This is a genomic window from Aeromonas sp. FDAARGOS 1414 (assembly GCF_019047065.1).
GTDB lineage: Bacteria > Pseudomonadota > Gammaproteobacteria > Enterobacterales > Aeromonadaceae > Aeromonas > Aeromonas veronii_A.
Map to the genome: position 1 here is coordinate 2,906,113 of NZ_CP077210.1, position 17,909 is coordinate 2,924,021.

Annotated in this window: 18 protein-coding genes and 1 pseudogene; 15 read left to right on the forward strand and 4 right to left on the reverse strand. The window is 57.3% G+C overall.

The genetic code is table 11. The features are described 5' to 3' along the window. Positions 1–2: 2 nt before the first annotated feature. Positions 3–2,321 (forward strand): penicillin-binding protein 1B, encoded by a 2,319-nt coding sequence (gene mrcB, locus I6L44_RS12930; RefSeq protein ID WP_216952036.1) that lies wholly within the window; start codon positions 3–5, stop codon positions 2,319–2,321. Positions 2,322–2,380: 59 nt separating this feature from the next. Then, positions 2,381–2,782 carry a VOC family protein gene (locus I6L44_RS12935; protein ID WP_216952037.1) on the forward strand — a complete coding sequence of 134 codons (402 nt, stop codon included), beginning with the start codon at positions 2,381–2,383 and terminating at the stop codon, positions 2,780–2,782. Between the two features lie 78 nt (positions 2,783–2,860). Here I6L44_RS12935 and I6L44_RS12940 read toward each other — a convergent pair whose 3' ends face one another. After that, positions 2,861–3,181: an SMR family transporter gene (locus I6L44_RS12940; protein ID WP_005335659.1), complete on the reverse strand. Its 321-nt coding sequence runs from the start codon at positions 3,179–3,181 to the stop codon at positions 2,861–2,863. After that, positions 3,178–3,564, reverse strand: a complete 387-nt coding sequence (locus I6L44_RS12945) for a multidrug efflux SMR transporter (protein ID WP_005335660.1) — start codon at positions 3,562–3,564, stop codon at positions 3,178–3,180. Before I6L44_RS12945 ends, I6L44_RS12940 begins: the two co-directional genes overlap by 4 nt. A 158-nt stretch (positions 3,565–3,722) precedes the next feature. On the opposite strand from I6L44_RS12945, the gene I6L44_RS12950 reads away from it, so the two are divergent. The 3 genes from I6L44_RS12950 (at position 3,723) to ppa (ending at position 7,077) form a co-directional block, all read left to right on the forward strand. Then, positions 3,723–4,604 carry a LysR family transcriptional regulator gene (locus I6L44_RS12950; RefSeq protein ID WP_216952038.1) on the forward strand — a complete coding sequence of 294 codons (882 nt, stop codon included), beginning with the start codon at positions 3,723–3,725 and terminating at the stop codon, positions 4,602–4,604. 110 nt (positions 4,605–4,714) lie between these two features. Next, complete coding sequence (locus tag I6L44_RS12955) at positions 4,715–6,295, forward strand: DUF3369 domain-containing protein (RefSeq protein WP_216952039.1); 1,581 nt, start codon at positions 4,715–4,717, stop codon at positions 6,293–6,295. A 251-nt stretch (positions 6,296–6,546) separates the two neighbouring features. Beyond that, complete coding sequence (gene ppa / locus I6L44_RS12960; protein ID WP_005335667.1) at positions 6,547–7,077, forward strand: inorganic diphosphatase; 531 nt, start codon at positions 6,547–6,549, stop codon at positions 7,075–7,077. A gap of 28 nt (positions 7,078–7,105) precedes the next feature. Here ppa and I6L44_RS12965 read toward each other — a convergent pair whose 3' ends face one another. Beyond that, positions 7,106–7,453 carry a hypothetical protein gene (locus tag I6L44_RS12965; protein WP_167557563.1) on the reverse strand — a complete coding sequence of 116 codons (348 nt, stop codon included), beginning with the start codon at positions 7,451–7,453 and terminating at the stop codon, positions 7,106–7,108. Positions 7,454–7,592: 139 nt separating this feature from the next. Here I6L44_RS12965 and I6L44_RS12970 point away from each other — a divergent pair, with 139 nt between their 5' ends. From I6L44_RS12970 to I6L44_RS13015, 10 genes are all read left to right on the forward strand, one after another. Then, complete coding sequence (locus I6L44_RS12970) at positions 7,593–8,483, forward strand: hypothetical protein (RefSeq protein ID WP_167557564.1); 891 nt, start codon at positions 7,593–7,595, stop codon at positions 8,481–8,483. 220 nt (positions 8,484–8,703) lie between these two features. Beyond that, the gene (locus I6L44_RS12975; RefSeq protein WP_005343253.1) at positions 8,704–9,246 is read left to right on the forward strand and encodes a YtfJ family protein; all 543 of its coding nucleotides are present in this window, start codon (positions 8,704–8,706) and stop codon (positions 9,244–9,246) included. A 44-nt stretch (positions 9,247–9,290) separates the two neighbouring features. After that, on the forward strand, positions 9,291–9,590 hold the full coding sequence (locus tag I6L44_RS12980; protein WP_201986256.1) for a DUF2607 family protein: 300 nt from the start codon (positions 9,291–9,293) through the stop codon (positions 9,588–9,590). A gap of 31 nt (positions 9,591–9,621) precedes the next feature. Beyond that, entirely contained in the window at positions 9,622–10,218 is a 597-nt protein-coding gene (locus tag I6L44_RS12985; RefSeq protein WP_005354691.1) for a DUF2796 domain-containing protein, read from the forward strand. 4 nt (positions 10,219–10,222) lie between these two features. Then, positions 10,223–10,912 carry an ABC transporter ATP-binding protein gene (locus tag I6L44_RS12990; protein ID WP_115521732.1) on the forward strand — a complete coding sequence of 230 codons (690 nt, stop codon included), beginning with the start codon at positions 10,223–10,225 and terminating at the stop codon, positions 10,910–10,912. After that, complete coding sequence (locus I6L44_RS12995) at positions 10,906–12,153, forward strand: ABC transporter permease (RefSeq protein ID WP_216952040.1); 1,248 nt, start codon at positions 10,906–10,908, stop codon at positions 12,151–12,153. The genes I6L44_RS12990 and I6L44_RS12995 overlap by 7 nt, the downstream gene beginning before the upstream one ends. A gap of 31 nt (positions 12,154–12,184) precedes the next feature. Beyond that, on the forward strand, positions 12,185–12,658 hold the full coding sequence (locus tag I6L44_RS13000) for a DUF3299 domain-containing protein (protein ID WP_026034852.1): 474 nt from the start codon (positions 12,185–12,187) through the stop codon (positions 12,656–12,658). A gap of 104 nt (positions 12,659–12,762) precedes the next feature. Beyond that, a complete protein-coding gene (locus I6L44_RS13005; protein WP_047439578.1) occupies positions 12,763–13,623 on the forward strand; it encodes a TIGR03899 family protein in 861 nt (286 codons plus the stop codon). 276 nt (positions 13,624–13,899) lie between these two features. After that, positions 13,900–15,537, forward strand: coding sequence for a PAS domain-containing methyl-accepting chemotaxis protein (locus tag I6L44_RS13010; protein WP_216952041.1), 1,638 nt, complete (start codon positions 13,900–13,902; stop codon positions 15,535–15,537). A gap of 546 nt (positions 15,538–16,083) precedes the next feature. Next, positions 16,084–17,547 carry a hypothetical protein gene (locus tag I6L44_RS13015; protein WP_216952042.1) on the forward strand — a complete coding sequence of 488 codons (1,464 nt, stop codon included), beginning with the start codon at positions 16,084–16,086 and terminating at the stop codon, positions 17,545–17,547. Positions 17,548–17,580: 33 nt separating this feature from the next. Here the strand turns inward: I6L44_RS13015 and I6L44_RS20580 are convergent. Next, a pseudogene (locus I6L44_RS20580) lies at positions 17,581–17,810 on the reverse strand (hypothetical protein); the annotation flags it as partial. Positions 17,811–17,909: the final 99 nt, after the last annotated feature.

Consider the following 17,909-nt stretch of genomic DNA (forward strand, 5'->3'; position numbering starts at 1 on the left):
TTATGGCAACCCAACGACGCAAGCGAGCCCCCAAGAAGGCAGCGCCCAAACGCACCATCTGGCGCAAGCTGTTCTGGCTTGGCTTCAAGCTATCTCTGGTGGTGGCGGCCTTTATGGTGGTGTTTGGCATCTACCTCGATACCAAGGTGCGCGAGCGCTTCGATGGCGAGAAGTGGCAGTTGCCGGTGATGGTCTACAGCCGCCCGCTGGAGCTCTACCCCAGCCAGCGCCTGTCGCGAGACCAGATGCTGCGCGAGCTCAACATGCTGAGCTACAAGCAGGTGCGCCAGCCTCACACGCCGGGTGAATACACCATCAACGGCAACCGCATCGAGCTGATTCGCCGCCCGTTCGAGTTCTATGATGGCGCCGATGGAGCCCGCGGCCTGCGCCTCACCTTCAACGGCCCGCGCCTTGAGGGGATCCAGTCGCTGGAGAACCAGCGCCAGCTCGGTTACGCCCAGATGGACCCGGTGCTGCTCGATCGCCTCAATACCGAAGATCGGGAAGATCGCCTGCTGGTGCGTATCGCCGAAGTGCCCGACAGCCTGCTGGTGACCCTGCTCACCACCGAAGATCGCGACTTCTACCAGCATGGCGGCGTCTCGCCAGTGGCCATCATGCGCGCCATGTTCGCCAACCTGATCGCGGGTCGCACCGTGCAGGGGGGCAGTACCCTGACCCAGCAGCTGGCCAAAAACTTCTTCCTGACCCGTGAACGCAGCCTGTGGCGAAAGCTGCAGGAAGCCTATATGGCGGTGCTGATCGACTATCGCTATAGCAAGGACGAGATCCTGGAGTCCTACCTCAACGAGGTCTATCTGGGGCAAAACTTCTCGCAAGGGGTCTATGGTTTCGGCCTCGCCTCCTACTTCTACTTCGGCATTCCGGTCAACGAGCTGGATATCGATCAGGTCGCCCTGCTGGTCGGTCTGGTGAAAGGCCCCTCCTATTACGACCCATGGCGCTTCCCGGATCGGGCCAAGACCCGCCGTGATCTGGTGCTGAAGCTGCTGATGGATCACGGCAGCCTGACCCAGGCCGAGTATGAACTGGCCAGCCGCCAACCCCTCGGCATCATCGCCCGTGGCCAGATGAGTTATGGCCGCACCCCGGCCTTTATGGGACTGCTCAAGCGAGAGATCCAGAGCCGCTTCGGCGCCGATCTGCTCAAGCAGTCCGGCCTCAAGATCTTCACCAGTCTCGACCCCATCGCCCAGCACGCGGCCGAGCGGGCGGTCGAATCGGGCCTCGCCGATATCGAAAAGCTGCGCGGCAAGAAGAAGCTGGAGGCGGCCATGGTGGTCTCCGACTGGCATAAGGGCGAAGTCGTCGCGCTGGTGAGTGGCCGCGATCCCCGCTACGCAGGGTTCAACCGGGCGCTGGATGCCCGCCGCCAGATCGGCTCGCTGGTGAAACCGGCGGTCTACCTCACCGGTCTCTCCAACGGTCTGACGCTCGCGACCCCGCTCAAAGATCAGCCGATCCGCATTCGCGGTCAGGATGGTCAGGTCTGGACGCCGCAAAACTACGATCGCAAGTTCCGCCAGAGCGTGCCGCTGATGGATGCGCTGGCCAGCTCCCTCAACGTGCCGACCGTCAATCTCGGTCTGCAAGTCGGGCTGGAAAAAGTGGTCGATACCCTGCACAAGCTGGGAGTCCAGCAGGAAATCAAGCCCTACCCGTCGCTGGTGCTGGGGGCGGTGGCCCTCTCCCCGCTGGAGGTGAACCAGATGTATCTGCCCATCGCCAATCAGGGGCTGACCCAGCCGCTGTCGGCCATTCGCGCCGTGGTGAACGGAGATGGCAGCCTGCTCTATCAGCATGATCAGACCGCCAAGCGGGTCACCGACCAGCAAGCGAGCTGGCTGACCCTGTTCGCCATGACCAAGACAGTGAGTCAGGGCACGGCACGCGCGCTCAGTGCCAAGTTCCCCGGCGCCACCATGGCAGCCAAGACAGGCACCACCAACGAGCTGCGCGACTCCTGGTTTGCCGGGATGGACAACAACGAACTGGTCAGTATCTGGGTCGGTCGCGACGACAACACCCCGGCAGGTTTGACCGGTGCCAGCGGAGCCCTGCAGCTCTTTAGCGGCTACATGAGCCAGCGCGGCGTCAACAGTCTGGGATTGAAGATGCCGGAAGGGGTCACCTGGGCTAACTTCTCCCGCGCCAGCGGCACCCGCGTCACCAGCGACTGCCCGGGCAGCCTGCAGGTGCCGGCCAAGGTATCGACCATGGGCTCACCGACCAGCTGCAGCAGCCCGGGTACGCCACGCAGCGCACTGGACGACTGGTTCGGTGGATTCTTCAACTGACCGAGGGAGACGGGTAGCCCGGGCTGCCCGTCTCGCCATCCCGCTTACAAGGAGTCACCATGCACCAGCCGCTGTTTGAGGCCATCCACCACGTTGCCATCATCGCCAGCGATTACGCTCGCTCGCGCCACTTCTACCACGAGGTGCTGGGGCTACCCATTATCGCCGAGACCCTGCGCGAAGCACGCCAGTCGTGGAAACTGGATCTGGCCCTGCCGGACGGCAGCCAGCTGGAGCTGTTCAGCTTCCCCGCGCCTCCCGAGCGCCCCTCCCGCCCCGAGGCGTGCGGCCTGCGCCATCTCGCCTTTCGGGTCAGCGATCTTGACCGGGTTATCGCCCATCTGCTGGCCCATCGGGTCGAGGTAGAGCCGGTCCGGGTAGACGAGCTGACCGGCAAGCGCTTTACCTTCTTCGCCGACCCCGACGGCCTGCCGCTGGAACTCTACGAAGCGCCGTGCTGAGCCTGAGTCGGTCAAACAGTCGGCCAAACAAAAAGCCGCCCGGCGAAACCGGGCGGCTTTTCTTATTGCTTCAGGTTATCAGGCGGTAGTCAGCATAACGACAGCCAGCGCCATCACCATCATGCCAGCCCAGCCGATGGGCTTGAGCCGCTCACCGAAGAAGAGCAAACCGCCAAGCGCCGTACCGACGATGCCGATAGCCCCCCAGGTGGCGTAGGCAACAGCCAGGTCAATCTGGCCGCCACTTACCGCTTCCGAGAGCAGGGTAAAGGCGCCGAGTACCAGCATGATCCCGAGGAATCCCCACCCCTTGTAACGAAAACCCTTGGAGCGGTTGATGGCCATGTTGGCGCCGATATCGATCAGTGCGGCACCCAGTACAATCACAAACGGACTCATGCTGTGGCCTCCGCTTCTACTGACTTGTCTGCGGGCTCATCATGGGTCTCCCCCATGGTCACCATAACAATCCCCACTATCGCGAGAGCCAGGCCAATCAGCTCCTGAACGGTCACATCGTAACCAAGGAACATGACCGACACTATGGTGATCAAGGTGATCCCGAGCCCCTCCCAAAGCGCAAACGCAATACCAATGGAGATTGTTTTGGCGGCTTTCGCCAGCAACCAGTACGAGAAACCGATCAACAGCCACATCGGGATGTAGTTCATCCAGCCAGCTCCCTGCTCGGGGATCATGGCCATGCTGGAGGTACCGGCGACCTCGGTCACGATGGCGCCGGTCAAAAACAGCCGGGCCAGAAACATACGACTTAATAACATATAAGATGCCTTTGTTGCTTCGACGGGAGAGATGGTAAACGGGGAGAAGCAACTCGCGACAATCGCTCAGCGTCGATTATTCCGACGCCACAGGTTTGCCTTGCCTTGGTTCGACACGCTAAGGTGATGGTGAAAAACTCCGCCATAGCCTGTAAAACATGAAGCTATATCAGATAGAACTCTTTGTAGAGTCCGCCAATAGTGGCTCTATTGCCAACACTGCCCGTCGCCTCGGCAAAAGCCGCAGCGCCGTCAGCACCTCCATCGCGGCGCTGGAAGTTGAGCTTGGCGTCGAACTTTTTGAACGAGGTGCCAATCAGAGTCGCCTGACCGAGATCGGCGAGCTGGTGCTGGATGATTGCACTCGCCTGCTGCAGGCAGCCAACAGCTTGCAGCAGAAGTGCAAACATTACGCCTCGGGGGCCGAAGTGGCGCTGCGGGTTGCCCGCGATGACGCCATCCCCGAGCAAGTGTGGCGCGAGATGCTGGCCGCCTTGCACAGCCAGTTTCCCGGCACCAGTATCTCGCTGGTGCTCGCCTCTCCGCCTGAACTGCCAGCGCTGGTGGAAGAGGGGTTCGTCGATGCCGCTTTTGGCCTTATCACAGAAGATCAGGAGCGCAGCGGCCTCAATATCGACGTGCTCAACCCGATCCGCACCCTGATGGTGGTGGCCCCCAGCCATCCGCTGGCCGGACTGAAGCGGGTCAAACAGCAGGATCTGACCGATCACACCCAGGTCACCCTCTCGTATGTAGATGAATTTTCGGTAAAAAGCCTGCTACCTGTGGGAGGCCAGCATATAGGTCTCTCCAGCTTCGAGTTGATGCGCAATGCGGTGCTGGACGGACTGGGCTGGGCGGTGCTCCCCTCGCCACTGATCCAGAGCCAGCTGCGACAAGGCACCCTGCTGACCCTGAAGCACAAGTTCAGCCTGCAGTGGCGAGACTATGGCGTCTATCTGGCAGAAAATGCCTATCACGGCAAAGTATTGGCCTGGTTGAAAAAATCGATCCAGAGTTATCTTGAGCCTTTCGAGTAAAGATGAAAGAGGCGGTGCCAGCTCACGATATCTGCTTATCCTGATGATCCTGACAGAGGTGATCGTGCATACTCTTCACATACTCATTGAGCGCCGGAGGCGTAACCGATATGAGCAGTGCCCAAGACAAGGACGATATCTGGCTGGATGACGACATCATCGAACTCGATGATGAAGAGGTCGTGGTCCCCAAGGCACTCAATCCCTGGCAAGTGCTGATCGTGGATGATGAGCCGGATATTCATCACGCCACCCGGCTTGCCCTCTCCAATATTCAATACAAATCTCGCCCGCTCGAGCTGCTCAACGCCTATAGTGGTGCAGAAGCCGCCACCATGCTGGAGGCCAATCCCAGGATTGCCCTGATCCTGCTGGATGTGGTGATGGAGACCGAAGATGCCGGTTTGCGGCTGGTGCACCGGATCCGCAACGAGATGCGCAACTCGCTGGTGCGGATCGTGCTGCGTACCGGCCAACCCGGTCAGGCACCGGAACAAAGGGTGATCCTCGATTACGACATCAACGACTACAAGACCAAGACCGAGTTGACGGTACAAAAACTCTTCACCACCGTCATCGCCTCCCTTCGCTCCTACGAAACCCTCAGCGCCATCGACAAGAGCCGACAGGGACTCGGCAAAATTCTGGAGGGCGCGGGCGATCTCTACCATCTCCATTCACTCAAGGAGTTTGCTTCCGGCGTGCTCAAACAGATCAGCGCCATTCTCGATGTGGGCACCGAAGGGGCCATCTGTGCCGAACGCCGTCCAGGCGAACATGGGCTTGAGATCCTGGCGGCAACCGGAGACTACGAGGCGCTGCTGGAGGAGAAGAGCCTTGATGAATTTTCTGCCCTGAAAGAGTCGGTCATGAAGGCGTTAAACGAGCGCTGCAACCGCTTTGAACACCCGCAGGACTCTCTCTATATTGCAGCCCAGAATGGCCGCGAGTTCGTGTTGAGCTTCACCCCGACCCAGCCTCTGGATCCTCTCGAGTGCGACCTGCTGGATGTCTTCTGCCAGCGCATCTCGGCGGCCTACGACAATCTCTATCTCTACAACCAGCTGCTTCGTGCCCAGGAGGCCACCGTGGTGGCGCTGGCGGCGCTGGCGGAGTTTCGTGATTCCGATACCGGCGAGCATGTCTTGCGGGTGCAGAAGCTCTCGGATGCCATCGTGGCCGAATTGAAGCAGATGGCGGTCTACCCGGAGCAACTGACTCCGGAGTTTGTCGAAATGATCGGTATGGCTTCCATCCTGCACGATGTGGGCAAGGTGGGCACCCCGGACCATATCCTGCACAAGCCCGGCCGTTTCGACCCGGAAGAGCGGGCCATCATGGAGCAGCACGCCGGTATCGGCGCCAATATCCTGCACAAGGCGGGCGAAATGGTGGAGGGAACCAGCTACCTCTCGCTGGGGGCAGAGATCGCCCGGGGCCACCATGAGCACTTCGATGGCAAGGGCTACCCGCAGCAGCTGGCTGGCCAGCAGATCCCGCTGTCGGCGCGGATTGTGGCGGTAGTCGATGTGTTCGATGCCCTGCTCAGCAAGCGCCCCTACAAGGAGCCCTGGACGCTGACGCAGACCATGGAGTATATCCAGTCCCGCTCCGGTACCCAGTTTGACCCTCATGTAGTGACAGCCCTGTCGCGACTGGTCAACGAGTCGAGACTCCCCTACTCGCTCTGACCCTCTTTACTCGCAACTCCACATGCTCTGCCGGTGACCTTGCTCACCGGCAGAGCATCAAAACAGCCGTTTTGTTGCATCCCGCACACATCAAAGTGCCGCAAAGTTGTTGCATCCCGCACACATCAAAGTGCCGCAAAGCGGAAACATCCCCCTTCTTTGTTAACGATAACCGCTGAAATATGGTCATTTAACATCACATCGCTATAATATCGGCCTGCAAACCTGATACTAACAACGAAGGAATTATCATGAGCCTGAACCTGGTACCGGCTGGCAAGAGCCTGCCCGACGATATCTATGTCATCATCGAAATCCCGCAGAATGCCGACCCGATCAAATACGAAGTCGACAAGGACAGCGGTGCTATTTTCGTTGATCGCTTCATGTCTACCCCGATGTTCTATCCGTGCAACTACGGCTACGTGAACGCGACCCTCTCTCTGGATGGTGACCCCGTCGACGTACTGGTTCCGACCCCCTACCCGCTGCTGGCCGGCTCCGTCATTCGCTGCCGCCCGGTTGGCGTGCTGAAGATGACCGACGAATCTGGCGAAGATGCCAAGATCGTTGCCGTGCCGCACTCCAAGCTGACCAAGCAGTACGACCACATCCAGGATGTGAACGATCTGCCGGAACTGCTGAAAGCCCAGATCCAGCACTTCTTCGAGCGCTACAAAGAGCTGGAAGCGGGCAAATGGGTCAAGGTGGAAGGTTGGGGCGACAAGGCCGCTGCCGAAGCCGAGATCAAAACCTCTGCCGAGCGTTACGCTGCCAAGTAAGCATCACTCGGTTTGTAAAAAAGGCGCCTTATGGCGCCTTTTTTGTCGGTGTTTGCGGCAGCAGACCGGCCGCCTCTTCGGCAGGATTGCCCTGAATGTATATTTCACGGCCATCTTTCTGGTAGGGACGATAGTAATCACCGCCACAGCGATAGCCGCCGCCCGGCTGGCTCATCAGCTCGCAGTTGACCGGCAACACCTCCAGCCACTTGATGGCCTGCTGGTAGCGCAGCCACTCCTGCCATTCGTGTTCGCGCGCCAGCTGGTCACGCAGGGCAAAGGTATCCGCAACGGACATCCCCTTGTTGACGATCACCTGACCCGCCATGGCTGGCAGGCTGAGCAGCCCAAACAGCACTATGATCCAAGGCTTCATAACCCCTCCAGAGTGACTTAATTTCACAATTAAATTAAAAGTCACATCAATCTGTTATCCAGATCACAAAACGAAACATCACCAAAGTGGTGCCGGCTCACCTAGTTGTTAATTATCGTCCACGGCAGGAAGCACCACCATGAAGCTGACCCCCGCGCTGTTGCTCAGCCTCACTCTCTACACCACCCTTGGCGCCACAAGCAACGCCAGCGAGATCAACATGAGCTGGCAGTGGCAATCCACCGATGGCCAGCGCAAGCACTTCCAGCTGACCACCGACGATCAGGTGATGGCCGCCAGTCGCCACGAGATGAGCCTGCTGAAGGCCTCTCTCACCAATCCGCTGGAGACCCTTTACGCCTATATCAGCCCACGGCTCTACAACAGCATCAACCTGATCAATCAGAGCAGCCCCGAGACAGCTACCAAGTTTCGCAATCTGGAGCAGGCCTTCACCCTGCGGGACGACAGCATGGAGTCGCTGCTATTCTGGCAAGCCTACCAACAGTATCAGGAGGATGCCTTCTACCAGATGAGGGTGATACCCTGCGTCCATCCTGCCAATCGCAAACTGCCTTGCGTACGCCCCGATTACTCCCAGCTCTTCTACCACTTCAAAGGGCACCTCAAGCCACTGGCGCAGCAGTTTGCCGCCAAGGATCTCGCCACCAGCGTCAGCCTGATGCAAGAGTGGCTAAACGCCATCCCCACCCAGCCGGAGCAGCTGGATCACTTCGCGCCGCCGCTGCAGGCACTGCAAGATAACAAGGCCGACAGCGATGAGAAGGCTCTGCTGATGGCCAGCCTGCTGGCAGAGCTGGCCCCGCAATATGTGCTCAGCATCATCTATCCGGATATCAGCATCGGCAGCGTCTCCCCTGCCTGGCTGGCCATTACGGCAGACAGTGGCGTACCCGGTGATGTGGTGGTGATCAACAATCAGCGCCATGTGCTGCTGACCGGCTCGTCCCTGCTGGCCCAGCAGATGACCATGGCCAAGATCCCCCTCATTAGCGAGTCGCTCTACTGACGCAGACAGCTCAGACCAGCAGCCAATTCATTGATTTTTATCGATGTCATGCCATCCTAGCCGCCCTTGCCAGCCAACCACCTGACTGGCGGGGCGCCGACGCTTCTGAATTGCGATCTTATTTAACACTTTTTAAACAGATCCGATCAGTTTAGGATGAAGCTCGCCCATTCCCTCAATCCGAAACTCGTTATAACATAACAAATGGAGTGTCATCAGGATGAAACATCTCGTACTTACTTTGGCGCTGCTGCCATCTCTGGTCTTTGCTCACAACTTCAAGGATGGCAACCCGGTGCCGCTGGTCAATGTCAGTGACAAGGGCGAGCTGGTACTGAATGGCAAGGATATCGGCTACCAGCCGTGGCAGAGCACCTCGCTCACCGGCAAGGTGTTTCTGATCCAGCATATTGCCGGCCGCTCCAGTGCCAAGGAGCTGAACGCCCCGATGATCGAGGCGATCAAGGCCGCCAAGTTGCCGCAAGACAAGTACCAGACCGTTACCGTCATCAACAGCAATGACGCCATCTGGGGCACCTCCGGCTTCGTGAAGAGCAGTGCCGAGGACAGCAAGAAAGAGTTCCCCTGGTCCGCCATGGTGCTGGATGCCAAGGGCATGGCGCGCAACGCTTGGGATCTGACGCCGGAAAGCTCGGCGATCATCCTGCTGGATAAAGAGGGCAAGGTGCTGTTTGCCAAAGATGGCCAGCTCGACGCCAACAACATTGCTACCGTGATGGGGCTCATCAAGTCCCATCTCTAAGTCAGAGAGAAAGGGCGCTGATGGCGCCCTTTCCATAAGGGTCTATGGGTCGTATCAAGCTGAAAATCTGGATCTTGCTGCTGGGCTGGTTATGGCTGCAGCCTGCCCTTGCCCGGCACCAGTTTGAATCTGCCCTGCCCGGCCACGACGACCATCACTGCCTGGTTTGCGCCCTCCATCTGGATGGCAAGCAGGTCATCACCGCCACCCCCTATTGCTTCCCCGGTTCGACCTCTGTTCTGCCCGCAGTTGCAACCATGCAGCGCTCGGCAGATACCGCCACGCTTCACAGCTATGCCATCCGTGCGCCGCCCGCCTCTGTTTTTCTCTATCCCTTTGTTTAATTTAGCTATTTGTTTTGAAAAAGGATTAAAGATGAAAGCAGTTACTCTGTTGCTGGCCGCTGCGGCCTTTGGCGCTCACGCCAATCACGACGAACACGAGAGCCACAGCCACGGCGCCCACGAGCATGGCCACGGCCACCTCAATCTGGTGGTCGATGGCGACCAGCTGATGATCGAACTGCAGGCCCCTGCTGCCGATCTGGTGGGCTTCGAGCACGCCGCCAAGAGCGATGAAGAGAAGGCACAGTATGCCAAGGCGGTCGCCCGCCTCCAGCAGCCTGACGCCCTGTTCCGCTTCGACCCGGCCGCTGGCTGCAAACTGACCCAGCAGGAGTTGCAAGCCGCCAAAGAAGAGCATGATCACGACCATGACCATGACCATGACCATGACCATGACAAGGCTGCCAGCGACAAACATGAAGACCACCATGATCATGACGAAGCGGGTCACGCCGACATGGGCGCAATGTACACCTACACCTGTGCCACCCCGGCCAAACTGACCGGCCTTGAGGCGACCCTGTTCAGCGTCTATCCGAGCCTTGAGAAGCTGAGCGTGCAGGGGATCCTGCCCACCGGCCAGACCGCAGGCGAGCTGACCCCGTCCGCCAACAAGCTGAGCTGGTAACGCCATGAAAAAAGCCGTGGTTGAGATCCGCGATCTGGCCTTTGCCTGGCCAGGTGGCGACGCTGTACTCGATCTGCCCGCCCTCACCATCCGCGAGGGTGAGCGGGTCTTTATCAAGGGCCCATCGGGCTCCGGCAAATCGACCCTGCTCGGGTTGCTGGCCGGGATCCAGACCGCCAACCACGGCACCCTGGAGGTGCTGGGCCAACCATTGGCCCGGCTCTCTGGCCGTGCCCGTGACCACTTCCGGGCGGCCAATCTGGGTTATATCTTCCAGCAGTTCAATCTGCTGCCCTTTCTCTCGGTGCAGGACAACGTGACCGCTGCCCTCACCTTTTCGCCCGCCAAACGGGCTCGCCTGCAAGGGAGTCCGGAGCAGGAGGCGCGCCGTCTGCTGGCGGAGCTGCAACTGCCGGATGACGCACTGCATCGCCCCGTCCATGCCCTCAGCATCGGCCAGCAGCAGCGGGTTGCTGCCGCACGGGCGCTGATCGGCTCGCCGCCACTGGTGATCGCCGACGAGCCCACCTCGGCCCTCGACACCGACAACCGGGCGGCCTTTATCAAGCTGTTGTTCGAGGAGTGCGACAAGCAGGGCTCGACCCTGATCTTCGTCAGTCACGACCCTTATCTCGAACCCCTGTTCCCGCGGGTCGAAAACCTGCAACAGCTCAACCGGAAGGCATCATGCTAAAGCTAGCCCTACAAAGTCTCTGGGCCCGCCGACTCACCGCCGGGCTCACCCTGCTGGCCGTCGCCATCAGCGTCACCCTTCTACTCGGGGTGGAGCGGGTGCGCACCCAGGCCCGCGAAAGCTTCTCCAATACCGTCTCGGGAACCGATCTCATCGTCGGTGCCCGCTCTGGTCAGGTGAACCTGCTGCTCTACTCGGTGTTTCGCATCGGCAACCCCACCAACAACGTGGGGTGGGACTCCTATCAGGCCATCAAGCAGAAACCCGGCGTCGCCTGGACCATCCCGCTTTCCCTTGGTGACTCCCACAAGGGATTTCGGGTTCTCGGCACCAATGGCGACTACTTCACCCACCTGAGGTACGGTCAGCAACAGTCGCTGCAACTGCGGGAAGGGCGACCGTTCGAGACGCCGTTTGAAGCTGTGCTCGGCGCCCAGGTGGCCGAGAAGCTCGGCTATCACCTTGACCAATCCATCGTCATCGCCCACGGCGCTGGCAACACCTCGTTCAGCCAGCACGACAATCTGCCATTCAAGGTGGTGGGTATTCTGGCGCCGACCGGTACGCCCATCGATCGCACCATCCATGTGCCGCTGGCGGGGATCGAGGCGATCCATCTGGGCTGGGATACCGGCCGCCACAGCAAGAACGTGACACCTGAGCAGGCGCTGGCGCAGGATCTCACCCCGAAAACCATCACCGCCTTTATGGTGGGCTTGAGCAACCGGATCCTGGCGTTCCAGCTGCAACGCAGCGTCAACACCTATCCCAAGGAGCCGCTGATGGCGATCCTGCCGGGGGCCGCCCTGCAGGAGCTGTGGAGCCTGATGAGCGTGGCGGAAACCGCGCTGTCGGTGATCGCCGGTTTTGTGGTAGTCGCGGGCCTGATCGGCATGCTGACTACCCTGCTGGCGGGGCTTAACGAGCGGCGCCGGGAGCTCGCCATCTTGCGATCCCTCGGCGCAGGCCCTGCCCACCTGTTCCTGCTGCTGGCGCTGGAGGCCATGACGCTGACCACGGTCGGCATTACTCTCGGGGTCGCCGTGCTCTATCTGGGGCAGGGGCTTGCCTCGCCCTGGCTGCTCAGCCACTATGGCCTGCAACTGAGTCTGGGGCTTCCGAGCGCCTACGAGTGGCAGTTGCTGGGGGTAGTGTGGCTGGCAGGCATGGTGATCGGCCTGCTCCCTGCTGCACGCGCTTACCGCTACAGCCTGAGCGATGGCATGAGCATTCGCGTCTAGCGAGACGCCCAAAATCGAAACAGAAGGACAGATGATGAAGTGGAAAATTGTGGCGCTGCTCGCCAGCCTGCTGGTGCTGCCCGCCCTGGCCGCCGATTACAAGACCATCGACTGGGATGTGCTCATCCCGGAAGGGGAGAAACTGCTGCCACCGCCCCAGGTCAATCACGAAGATCCCATGTCGGTTCCGCAACCGGTGGGTGGGGTAAACAAGAAGCTGGACAACCAGGATGTGCGCATTCCGGGCTTCGTAGTGCCGCTGGAAGGAGATGCCAAGAAGATCACCGCCTTCCTGCTGGTGCCCTACTTCGGCGCCTGCATCCATGTGCCGCCGCCCCCCACCAATCAGGTGATCTATGTGAGCTACCCCAAGGGGGCGCCGGTGGATGATCTGTGGGATGCCATCTGGGTAAAGGGCAAGATGCGCACGGTCAGCTCCAGCCACGAGATGGCCACCGCCTCCTATTCGATGGAAGCGGTCGAGGTGAGCGTCTACGAGGAGTAATCCTCCCGTTGCAAAAAAAGCGGCCTCCACGGAGGCCGCTTTGTTATCTTGGCATCCCGGTTGGAGTAACATTCAGCTCCAGAACCTGTGCGAATGGAGTCAGCATGGCAGACCTCCCCCCCCCGAAAAAAGAGAGTTCGATCCTGAGCAGCCAGGAGCAGACCCTGCGTCTGGCACGCAGTCGCGGTATCGACGGCATGCTCACCCGCAATACCGACAGCACCTTTGAACAGCGCGCCACCTTTCGCCATCTGGCGGATCAAGCTGCCCGCCAGCGTAATCTGGAAGCCATCATGGTGATGGCCTCCCGCCACTGCGAAGAGACCGCCGCCGGCGGCGAGATGGACAGCGACTGGCTGACCCGCTTCCTGCAACTGGCGGAAGATATCAGCATGGTGCCGATGCAGCAGCTGTGGGGGCGGATCTTCGCGCTGGAAGTCGCCACGCCGGGCCGCTTCTCCATCCGGGCGCTCGCCACCCTCAAAGAGATGACCCAGCGCGAGGCCCAGCTGTTTCAGCGCATCTGCTCGCTGACCTGCCACTACACCGGCAGCGACGAGCAGCGACTGCTGCTGGGGCTGCACAAGGGGGCCACCCTGCTGAGCCGTGCCAAGGCAACCCGCCTTGGCCTTGGCAAATACCGACTGCCCTACAACGCCCTGCTGCAACTGTTTGAGCTCGGGCTGCTGCATCGCGCGGAGCTGGAGTCCGGCCCGCTGCCCGCCGATGGGGTCGAGCTGGAGTTCGGCAACCAGCGCTGGCGGCTGCAATGCAAGCAGAACAACATCACCCTGCTCTACTACCGGCTCACCCCTGTGGGCAACGAGCTCGCCCAGCTGCTGCAAGAGTCGCCGCTGGAGGAGTACCTGCAGGATCTGAAAACCGTGCTGGTGCAGGGTATCCAGATTGAAGTAATGCAGCTCGTCAGCGCCCCCTCCTCACCCGCTCCCGACCCTCTCCCCTGATCTCTGGCGGGGCAGCGGATGCCCCGTCGGTTCGTGGCTCCTTCGCATCAAGCTTCTGGCTCCCAGCTCATGGGCTTGACCAGAATAGGTTGCAAATTGCAGATGCCGCAGAGGCACACCCCGTCAGCTCCGTTGCATATTGCAAACAGCAACGATCTTTTCCTGCCAAAACGGCACTAATAACACATCAATCATTAGCTTTTGCCAGCTGGCCCGCCCTTTGCACACGTCTTGATGCAGATCAAAATTTAACCACCACAGCTCGGGAGCAAGGCCATGAGAATCAATCAACCGGTTACCCAAAGAGAGCGTCTCTATCCAGACCACCAGAGCCTCATCTCCACCACGGATCTGGAGAGCCGCATCACCTACGCCAACGATGAGTTCTGCGATATTGCAGGCTTCTCGCTCGACGAGCTGAAGGGGGAACACCACAATCTGGTGCGCCATCCTGACATGCCGAAACAGGCCTTTGCCGATCTGTGGGGTCACATCAGGGATGGCAAGAGCTGGATGGGGCCGGTGAAAAATCGCTGCAAGAATGGCGATCACTACTGGGTCAGCGCCTTTGTCACCCCCATCAAGGATGCCAGTGGCCGGGTGGTGGAGTATCAGTCGGTACGCACCGCCCCGAGCGAGGAGATCAAGCAGCGGGCCGAGAAGGTCTATGCCGAGCTGCGCAACAACAAGCTGCCGCTGGCGCTCAAGTTGCCCACCTTCTCCCATACCCTGGCCATCAACCTCTGTCTGCTGCTGAGCCTGCTCGCCATGTTTGCCCTGGGCTACAGTCACGATATGAACTGGCAACTGGCGCTGGCCGCCCTGCCGCTGGCGATAGCGGCCATCACCCTGAATGCCCTCTCCCGTCGCCTCGGCAAGCTCAACAAGATGGCCCGCAGTCGCTTTGACAACCCGCTGATGCAGCTGCTCTATACCAACAAGGTGGACAACATCGCCGCCATCGAACTCTCGATGGTGATGAATCAGGCCGAGTTCAACGCCGTGCTGGCCCGCACCCAGCAGACTTGTAGCAAGATCCTGCAGGCCGCCGAGGGGGATCTGCGCAACGCCGAGTCCATCACCGACAACCTGCAACAGCAGCAGGCCGAAACCAATCAGGTAGCGACCGCCGTGACCGAGATGTCGGAATCCATTCGCGAGGTGTCGCAAAGTTCGACAGACTCCTCCAGCCTGCTGGATGAAACGGCCGTGCTGTTCAAGAGCGGCAACAGTAGCGTGGCCGAAACCGTGGCCGCCGTGGCGGGCATGAACAGCGAGCTGACCACCTCCAAGAGCGTGATCAGTGCGCTGGTCGGCCACTGCCGCGATATCGACGGCATCCTCGATGTGATCAACAACATCGCCAACCAGACCAACCTGCTGGCCCTCAACGCCGCCATTGAAGCGGCACGGGCTGGCGAAGCAGGTCGCGGCTTCTCGGTAGTGGCCGACGAGATCCGCACCCTCGCCATCAAGACCCAATCCTCGACCAGCGAAATCCAGAAAATGATCACCGAGCTGCAAACCAGCGCGGGAGATGCAGAACAGGCGATGGAGAAGGGCTGCCAGCTCTCCGAAAGCTGCCAGCAAAAAGCCTCGGCAACCGGCACCATACTCCAGCAGATCAACGATATGCTGCAGCAGGTGGCCTCCGGCAGCGGCCAGATTGCCCAGGCGGTGCAGGAGCAGTTCCACGTCACCGCCGAGATCAACCGCAACGTGCTCAGCATCAAGACCCTGGCCGATGACTCCAGCGTCGGCAGCCAGCACGCCGTGCACGGCATCACCCAGCTGGTAAACCAGTTAAGCGATCTGGACCGGCTGGTACGCCAGTTCCAGAAGGGGGCTCCGGCAAGCCAAAGCCACTACGAAGTGGCCACCACCCGCGCCGTGCCGGTACGCCAAGCCAGATAACTACTACACAAACAATCACCGCAGAAAAACCCTATGGGCCCACAGGCCCATAGGGTTTTTTAGTGTTCTCCAACAAGAAGGAGAGACTCCCGCTTATGCCTTCCCCCTGCACTGATGAGCAGCTGCTCTTGAGCGAACGCATCGCCGCCCGTAAATGATTAGTTTGTTGATCTTGCTCAGGAAATTTCCCGTATCCGCTTTCTTCCGCAGCTCCATTCGGTAACATAGCCGCTTGGCAACCTCTTGTCGGAGTCAGCCATGAGTCAAGCCAGTGTCATATGGCAGGTAAAAAGCAGCAGACTGGAGGCTGAAATTCAGGGGCGGTAGCGTGTTTTTTACTAGCTGGCTCTGAGCGAAGCCCAACAGACAAGCATGATCAGCTCAACCAGAGCGGGATACACATGGATTTGGTCAAGCTGTAAAAAATTTTCAGATACGTTTTGCAGTAAACGTTGGGCTTCACTTCGTTCAGCGCCCACCTACGATTTTCAGCCAAAAATACGAGACGAAATATTATTTATTTAAATTTACGGACATCAGAAACATATGATAAATATAAACCTTAAGGATAAGAAATTATTTGGTAATGAGGCAGGTGAGGATGAAAGCCTTGAAATACTAAACTCATATTACATTGACAACAATGATTTTGGAGATTTTTTTGACGTTGATGAAAACCTCTCGATTGTCAGCGCCCGTAAAGGCATGGGAAAATCAGCACTACTATCCAGACTTGAATATAAGTTAAAAAATGAAGGCCAGTACAACAATCCCATTATAATAAGAGTTAAAGGTAATGACCTGCTAGGGTTAGGGAAGTTCGCTGGTGAAGATCATTCCTATTTAGAAAATTATTGGAAGCAAATAATATGCAAGCAAATTATTGTTGAGATTGGAGATAAAATAGGATTTGCTTTAACTAGTGATGAAATGTCAATGGTTGAACTTGCGGAGATTGATGGACTTAAAAGTAAAAATCTCATTGGCGGGTTAGTCAGCAGATTAATCGGTAAGATCCCAAACACCAATATAGAAGTTAAAGGATTCCAACCTGATGACCTAAAAAAACTTCTTCATAGATATCAAGAAGGTCATCAAAATTCCAGAGTATGGATACTAATTGATGATATTGATGCCAAATACCAGAACACGGCTGAGTTACAGGCTCGTATTGGTTCATTTTTTAGTGCTATTAGATCCTTATCTTTCACAATGAAAGGACTAAACATTAGGGCAACTGTACGCAGTGATGTATGGTCAAGCTTGAAGCATTTAGAAGATTTAGACAAGTTAGAACAATACATTATTGAAATCGTATGGACACGACGTCATATGAGAGATATGCTGGCAAATAAAATTCTTTCGTATATTAAAAGGACTGCTCCTGAATCAGAAGAGTCGAAATATAAACTTAGCAGAGACTACAATAAATTAATAGATCTAGTGTTTCAATCACCAATCGAATGGAATGGTGATTATAATGCAAATATATTTGATGCCATATCTGCCTTTTCAAATAAACGACCAAGATGGATGGGGCAGTTAGGTAGAATGGCAGGGAAAAAGGCAAAAGAAAGAAGCCCTTATGCAAAGAGAATAACTCTTGATGATATAAAGTTCATTCTCGAAGATTTTGGAAAAAACAGAAGAGATGATTTAATAAAAGAACATCAACATCAATTCATGGAATTAAACAACCTAATAGATGCTTTAAGAGCAACACAAAGGCTATTCACTTGTAGTGAACTCCACAAAATTTTAGAAGATAACTTTATCAGAGGGAGAGATATAAGTGAAATACCCACCATTGATGGAAAGTCATTTGCTGAAACAAAAGATTTAGGAGCATTCCTATACAAGCTTGGACTAATATCTAGAATACATGACGATAAAAAAACATTCACGCACTTTACTGATGACCCAGATCTTTACAATTCAAATGAAAATATGAAAGATAACATTGTATGGTCAATTCATCTTTCATACAGAGAGTTTCTTAACATTCATTAAATATTAGGGAAACAATATATCGAGTGTACAGATCTAGTTATCATCAGACACTGGCCTCAAGCCGGTGTCTGTTAACTCTACGTTAGTGTCTAATTCCTTCGGTATCAATTTCAAACCCGTCTTGAACATGTTGTAGGGTCCATCATCCTGCCATGATGTGGTCGCTGGCTGTTGTAGTGAGCTAGGCCTGCCTTCATCTGCGCCACCAACTCATACTAGGTCGATCTCTCCTTGATACGGAAGTGTTCATCCAGTAAAGCCCGTAGGTTCGGATAGCGCAGTGTATTCGAACAATCGTGAATACCCTCACCACGATATAGGTAAGGATCGGAAGATCCCGTTGTAGGGTTTCTGTATTTAGG

What these genes read in the sequence shown, in the direction of transcription:
- I6L44_RS12995 (WP_216952040.1), top strand. Translation starts at nt 10,906, where the DNA reads ATGCTAAAGCTAGCCCTACAAAGTCTCTGGGCCCGCCGACTCACCGCC.
- I6L44_RS12945 (WP_005335660.1), bottom strand. Translation starts at nt 3,564, where the DNA reads ATGTTATTAAGTCGTATGTTTCTGGCCCGGCTGTTTTTGACCGGCGCC.
- I6L44_RS12980 (WP_201986256.1), top strand. Translation starts at nt 9,291, where the DNA reads ATGGGTCGTATCAAGCTGAAAATCTGGATCTTGCTGCTGGGCTGGTTA.
- I6L44_RS13005 (WP_047439578.1), top strand. Translation starts at nt 12,763, where the DNA reads ATGGCAGACCTCCCCCCCCCGAAAAAAGAGAGTTCGATCCTGAGCAGC.
- I6L44_RS12955 (WP_216952039.1), top strand. Translation starts at nt 4,715, where the DNA reads ATGAGCAGTGCCCAAGACAAGGACGATATCTGGCTGGATGACGACATC.
- I6L44_RS13010 (WP_216952041.1), top strand. Translation starts at nt 13,900, where the DNA reads ATGAGAATCAATCAACCGGTTACCCAAAGAGAGCGTCTCTATCCAGAC.
- I6L44_RS12970 (WP_167557564.1), top strand. Translation starts at nt 7,593, where the DNA reads ATGAAGCTGACCCCCGCGCTGTTGCTCAGCCTCACTCTCTACACCACC.
- I6L44_RS12935 (WP_216952037.1), top strand. Translation starts at nt 2,381, where the DNA reads ATGCACCAGCCGCTGTTTGAGGCCATCCACCACGTTGCCATCATCGCC.
- I6L44_RS12965 (WP_167557563.1), bottom strand. Translation starts at nt 7,453, where the DNA reads ATGAAGCCTTGGATCATAGTGCTGTTTGGGCTGCTCAGCCTGCCAGCC.
- I6L44_RS12990 (WP_115521732.1), top strand. Translation starts at nt 10,223, where the DNA reads ATGAAAAAAGCCGTGGTTGAGATCCGCGATCTGGCCTTTGCCTGGCCA.
- I6L44_RS12975 (WP_005343253.1), top strand. Translation starts at nt 8,704, where the DNA reads ATGAAACATCTCGTACTTACTTTGGCGCTGCTGCCATCTCTGGTCTTT.
- I6L44_RS12985 (WP_005354691.1), top strand. Translation starts at nt 9,622, where the DNA reads ATGAAAGCAGTTACTCTGTTGCTGGCCGCTGCGGCCTTTGGCGCTCAC.
- I6L44_RS13015 (WP_216952042.1), top strand. Translation starts at nt 16,084, where the DNA reads ATGATAAATATAAACCTTAAGGATAAGAAATTATTTGGTAATGAGGCA.
- I6L44_RS12940 (WP_005335659.1), bottom strand. Translation starts at nt 3,181, where the DNA reads ATGAGTCCGTTTGTGATTGTACTGGGTGCCGCACTGATCGATATCGGC.
- I6L44_RS13000 (WP_026034852.1), top strand. Translation starts at nt 12,185, where the DNA reads ATGATGAAGTGGAAAATTGTGGCGCTGCTCGCCAGCCTGCTGGTGCTG.
- mrcB (WP_216952036.1), top strand. Translation starts at nt 3, where the DNA reads ATGGCAACCCAACGACGCAAGCGAGCCCCCAAGAAGGCAGCGCCCAAA.
- ppa (WP_005335667.1), top strand. Translation starts at nt 6,547, where the DNA reads ATGAGCCTGAACCTGGTACCGGCTGGCAAGAGCCTGCCCGACGATATC.
- I6L44_RS12950 (WP_216952038.1), top strand. Translation starts at nt 3,723, where the DNA reads ATGAAGCTATATCAGATAGAACTCTTTGTAGAGTCCGCCAATAGTGGC.